Below are 4,984 nucleotides of genomic sequence, written 5' to 3'. Positions count from 1 at the left end.
TGGTACCTGGAGAACTACACCAGCCAGCTGCCGCAGATCCTGCAGAACGGCGCCGTCGTCGGCGCCGCAGGCGAGGGGCGGATCAGTGCCGCGTCCCGCGCCGACTACGCCGAGGCCGCAGCGGTCGTCCTCACCACTGAAGGCCACATTGGCGCCGTGTACGAGCTCGGCGGCGACGAATCCTTCACCCTCACCGAGCTCGCCACCGCGATCTCTGCTGCGGCCGGAAAGCAGGTTACCTACGCTGACCTCCCGGTGACCGACTTCGCCCAGGTACTGGCCGCTGCGGGCCTGCCCGCCGAGCTGGCGGAGGTCCTCGCTGACGCTGACCGCGGCATGAACCGCGGCGAGATGTACACCGACTCCGGCGACTTGCGCCGCTTGATCGGCCGCCCGCCCGTGACCGTGGCCGAGGCACTCGCGGTCGCCCTGCATTAGTGAGGTTGAACTCGTGATGTGGCTGGGTTGCTCAGGGGGCTCTGATCGCCAGGCCGATCTCGGCGAGGCAGCCGTCCACGAGGTAGCGGATCGCATCGAGTACAGCTCGGTGGCAGTACGCCTCCGGTCGGCCGAGCGTGTGCTCGCAGCGCGGCAGGATGCCCGCCACCTCGGCCAGCAGCAGGGCCACGCGCCGCGGAACGTGCCCGTGGGCACCGAAGAAGCTGACGTCCACCGACTGCTCCTGAGACGGCTGGCGAGAGTGGCGAGTGGTGCAAGGGTGGCGACTGGCGACAGGTCGGTTCCCCGGCAGCGTTCGTTGCGGGCACCTGGATTTGTGGAACCTGCACAATGGCTCGGGCAAGCGGTTTAACGAGGCGTGGCAGTAGCCGTAGTCCTCTCGTAGAGGGCATCGTCACATGGGGATTCCAGCCCGCTGGCACCCGTAGCTGAACTCCAGTGGGGCTGGACTCGCCGCTTGGCATAGTCCTGACTACTCGTCAGTAAAGTCAGCATTGGGTCAGCATTCGTCCTGGCAAAGCTGCCCACAGATGCCCACACCCTGGAATCGAGAAGCCCCTCGGAGGTGCTGGTGCACCGGCCTCCGAGGGGATTGGCGTCAGTGAACGTCGTCGTGAGGCGGACGGGCGGCGGGCGCTGGGGGCCGGACGTCAGAATCTTGAGTCTTTCCTGGTCAGCGGGCCCGTCCCCGTGCCTTCAGGGGGGTCTCGGGCAATGTCGGTGCGCGGAGCGGCGAGCCGTCGTAGCCCTTCACCTCGCCGAAACGGGCCCCCTTCTCCCAGTCCTCCCGGGCCTGTACGATCTCGTCTTGGGAACGGGCGATGAAGTTCCACCACATGACCAGCTCCTCCTCGAACGGTTCGCCGCCGAGGAGCATGACCGCCGCGTCCGACTCGGCGCGGAGCGGGAGTTCGGTGCGGCCGCAGCCCAGGTAGAGCATGGAGCCGGGGAGCACCGGTACGCCGTCGACGTGCACCTCGCCGGACATCGCCAGGACGCCGTACTCGAAGTCCGGTTCCAGAGGGAGGCGCAGATCCGCGCCCCGGGTGAGGGCCAGGTCCGCGCCGACGATCGGGGTGAACGTCGTGCCCGGGGACGCCGCCCCGTCCAGCGCGCCGAGGATGACCGTGGCGGTCAGGCCCGGCGCGGTGACCGTCGGCAGGTCGGGGTGGTGCTCGAACCTCGGGTCCGTGTGCCGGTGGGCGTCCGGGAGGGCCACCCACAGCTGAGCGCCGTGCAGGTACCGGGCGTGCGACCTGGGGCTCTCCTCGGAGTGGCTGATCGCCCGCCCGGAGGTCATCAGCCCCAGCTCGCGCGGCCGGATCGTCTGGAGGCTGCCGGTGGAGTCGCGGTGCAGCACCTCGCCCTGGTGCAGCCAGCTGACCGTCTGCAGTCCGATGTGCGGATGCGGCGGCACCTGCATCCCGGGCTCGTCGGCGATGTCGTCGGGCCCGTAGTGGTCGACGAACGCCCAGGCGCCGATCATGCGGCGGCCGAGGTTCGGCAGCAGCCGGCGTACCTCGGTGGACTCGCCGAGCCGCACGTGCCGGGGGCTCAGCAGTTCGCGGACGGGTTCGGCGACGACGAATCCGCGGCCGCCGCACACGCTCGGTACCGGCGTGCGGTCAAGGTTGCTCATGCCGCCAAACTTAGCGGGCGCCGGTCGGTGGCGCGGGCGCCGGCGGCCGTCCAGTCGTCGGGGACCGGGAAGGAGGCGCCGGGATGCTTGTCCGTGACGAGGTAGTGGCCATGGGGGGACCGGCGAGAGGGTGGTGTCCGTCGGTGCCTTGCCGGCCCCGCCGACGCCGGATCCCCCCCCGCGCCGCCCGCAGGGGTGCGGCCCGTCGGTCGGGGACGGCCCGCCCGCCAGGGGTGGTCCGCCTCTCGGGGGCGGTCATCCTGGCGGGCGGACCGCCTCGCCGTGGCGCGTCAGCGGGCCGTGAGTTTCCACAGGTGGTCCGCGGTGCCGTTGTCGTCCCACTGGAGGACCTGGGCGCCGGTCGAGGTGCTCATGCTGTTCACGCCCAGCAGCAGCCCGCTGTTGTAGTTCGCGATCTTGTAGTAGCCGTCCCCGGACGGGATCAGCTGCCAGAGGTGGTCGGCGGTGCCGTTGTCGCCCCAGATCAGGGCCGTGCCCCCGGCGGAGGTGCTCATGCTCGTGATGCCGAGGAGCAGCCCGCTCGCCTGCTGCTGGATCTTGTAGAGGCCGTTGCCGGCCGCCGCCAGGGTCCAGTTCTGGTCGGTGCCGCTCGTGGCGGTGGCCTGGACGGCGGCGGTGCCCTGGGCGGTGCCCGCACCGCTGGTGTCCAGGGCGAGGCCGCTGTTCCTGTTGGTGATCTGGTAGCGCCCGGCCAGCGAGGTGGCGGTGCCGGTCGGGGTGATGGTCAGGTGGTAGCCGTCGGAGGCGTTCATGGTCACCGGGACGGTGATCGAGCCGCCGCTGACCGGGTAGTCCGTGTCCGAGATGGTGATCGGCCCGGAGACCGCGGTGGTCCGGCCCTTGGACGGCGTGTACTCCAGCTTGACGTGCACCGTGCTGCCGAAGGCCGACAGGGACGACAGTCCGTTGACTGTCACGGCGCACGAACCGGTGCAGCCGCCGGTGACGACACTGATCTGGCTGCCCGCGGCGTTGCGGGCCGCGAAGCCGTCGATGCCCGTCTGCGCCGGGGGAGTGGTGACCAGCATGTTCCCGGACATGTCGCCGTACCACTTGTAGAGCCAGTACGACCCGTTCGGCGAGCCGCCGGTGTCGGTGAGGGTGTCCCCGAGGGTGCCGTAGTGGTTCCAGAAGGCCAGTTCGGCGTCATGGACCCCGGCCCGCTCGAACTTGGCCACGTAGCTCGCGAGCGGTCCGGGGACGCCGACCTCGCTCGTGGTGCCGTACTCCTCGATGGCGATCGGGCGGGGGCTGATGCCGAGGCTGGTCTCCAGGGCGCGGTACGCGGCGACATGGGCGGCGATGTTCTGCGAGCCCTGCAACTCGTGCCAGGAGACGATGTCGGGGACCGTGCCGGCGGCCTTCGCGTCGGTGAGGAACGTGGTCATCCAGCTCTGGTTCCACGCCGAGTAACTCGGGCCCTGGATCGGGGTGGTGGAGTCCTTGGCCCGGACCTCCTGGTACGTCCTCGCCCACCCGGAGTCGAAGCTGCCGGCCGCCGAGGTGTCCCAGGTCCAGTCCGGCTCGTTCCACAGTTCGTAGGCGGCGATGTTCGTGGCCCCGGATGACTTCACCGAGGCCACCTGCTTGTCCACGGCGGACAGCCAGTCGCTCCAACTCACCCACTTGTAGGGAAAGTTCGGATACCAGTCCGGCATGCGTACGACGACCTTCGCACCCGCCCTGGCCGCCTCGGGGGCGACGGCCAGGGCGTCACCGCCGGGTGCCGGCTCGCCGTTGGGCAGCTGGCTGCCGCCGGGCGCCATCTGCACGAAGGTGTTGGGCCTGAGCGGCTCGACGAGGCTGTCGGCCGGGACACTCGCGGTGTCCAGGCCGTACAGGCTGCCCGTCGCCACGTGGGTGACGGGGCGCAGGGTCTGGTTCGCGTTCACCACCAGGGTGGTCGAGGACGTCGGCGCGGCCTGGGCGGGGGCCGTCGTGCCGAGGGCGGCCGCGGTGAGGGCCACCGTGCCGAGTGCGGCTCTGAGGGAGGTGCGGCTCATGACATGGGTCTCCCTTGCGGAGTACGAGGGGGGAATCGGTGATCAGTCCTTCACCGCGCCCGCGGTGACGCCCGCGGCCACATAGCGCTGGGCGAGGACCAGGAGGACGGCCGCGGGGACGGACGCGACCACGGCGGTGGCCATGATCGCGTTCCACTCCTGGTTGTTGTTGCCGATGTACTTGTAGATGCCGAGTGTGATCGGCTTCCAACTGCCGCCGCCGTCGAGGGTGTTGGCGAAGACGAAGTCGGACCAGGCCCACAGGAAGCCGAACAGCGAGACGGTGACGATCGCGTTGCGGCTCAGCGGGAGGACGACCGAGCGGAAGGTGCGCCAGGTTCCGGCGCCGTCGATCCGGGCGGCCGAGAGCAGTTCGCCGGGGATGCCCGACATGAACGCGGTGAAGATCATGACGCCGAACGGCACGGCGATGGTGGAGTCCGCGACGATCAGTCCCCACCAGGAGTTGAGCAGACCGAGATCCAGGAAGACGCCGTAGAAACCCATCGCCATCACGATCCCGGGGATCATCTGCGCGACGAGCAGTGCCAGGCCGAGCGTGCCGCCGCCGCGCGGGCGCAGCTTCGCCAGCGAGTAGCCGGCCGGGGCGGCGATGAGCAGGGTGAGGGCGACCGTGCCCAGGCCGATCAGCAAGCTGGTTCCCAGGTAGGGGAGCTGGTCGTCGAGGACGGCCCGGTAGCCCTCGAAGGTGGGGTGCAGCGGGAACAGGTCCGGCGGGTCCTTGCGCATGTCCTGCTGCGGGGTCAGGGAGACGTTGACCATCCAGTACACCGGGAACAGCATCAACGCGGTGAGGAGGAGGCCGATCAGGGTGTAACCGCGGGACTTCACGCTTCCTGCC

General features: G+C 70.0%; 4 protein-coding genes and 1 pseudogene. 1 reads left to right on the top strand and 4 read right to left on the bottom strand.

All coding sequences use genetic code 11. The features are described 5' to 3' along the window. Positions 1–438, top strand: a pseudogene (locus ABZ646_RS39930) (NAD(P)-dependent oxidoreductase); the annotation flags it as partial. Between the two features lie 31 nt (positions 439–469). On the opposite strand, the gene ABZ646_RS39925 reads toward ABZ646_RS39930, so the two are convergent. From ABZ646_RS39925 to ABZ646_RS39910, 4 genes are all read right to left on the bottom strand, one after another. Then, entirely contained in the window at positions 470–673 is a 204-nt protein-coding gene (locus tag ABZ646_RS39925) for a hypothetical protein (RefSeq protein WP_360530656.1), read from the bottom strand. 459 nt (positions 674–1,132) lie between these two features. Then, positions 1,133–2,098 carry a pirin family protein gene (locus ABZ646_RS39920; protein WP_360530653.1) on the bottom strand — a complete coding sequence of 322 codons (966 nt, stop codon included), beginning with the start codon at positions 2,096–2,098 and terminating at the stop codon, positions 1,133–1,135. A gap of 290 nt (positions 2,099–2,388) precedes the next feature. Then, positions 2,389–4,122 (bottom strand): RICIN domain-containing protein, encoded by a 1,734-nt coding sequence (locus tag ABZ646_RS39915; protein WP_360530650.1) that lies wholly within the window; start codon positions 4,120–4,122, stop codon positions 2,389–2,391. Positions 4,123–4,164: 42 nt separating this feature from the next. Then, positions 4,165–4,974 carry a carbohydrate ABC transporter permease gene (locus tag ABZ646_RS39910; RefSeq protein ID WP_360530659.1) on the bottom strand — a complete coding sequence of 270 codons (810 nt, stop codon included), beginning with the start codon at positions 4,972–4,974 and terminating at the stop codon, positions 4,165–4,167. Positions 4,975–4,984 lie beyond the last annotated feature (10 nt).

Origin of the sequence: Streptomyces sp. NPDC007162 (genome assembly GCF_040634175.1) — a bacterium.
Lineage (GTDB): Bacteria > Actinomycetota > Actinomycetes > Streptomycetales > Streptomycetaceae > Streptomyces.
Note: the sequence above shows the minus strand (reverse complement) of the source record. Positions and strands in the feature narration are given on the sequence as shown.

Coding starts and splice junctions, on each gene's coding strand:
- ABZ646_RS39920 (WP_360530653.1), bottom strand. CDS start 2,098: ATGAGCAACCTTGACCGCACGCCGGTACCGAGCGTGTGCGGCGGCCGC.
- ABZ646_RS39915 (WP_360530650.1), bottom strand. CDS start 4,122: ATGAGCCGCACCTCCCTCAGAGCCGCACTCGGCACGGTGGCCCTCACC.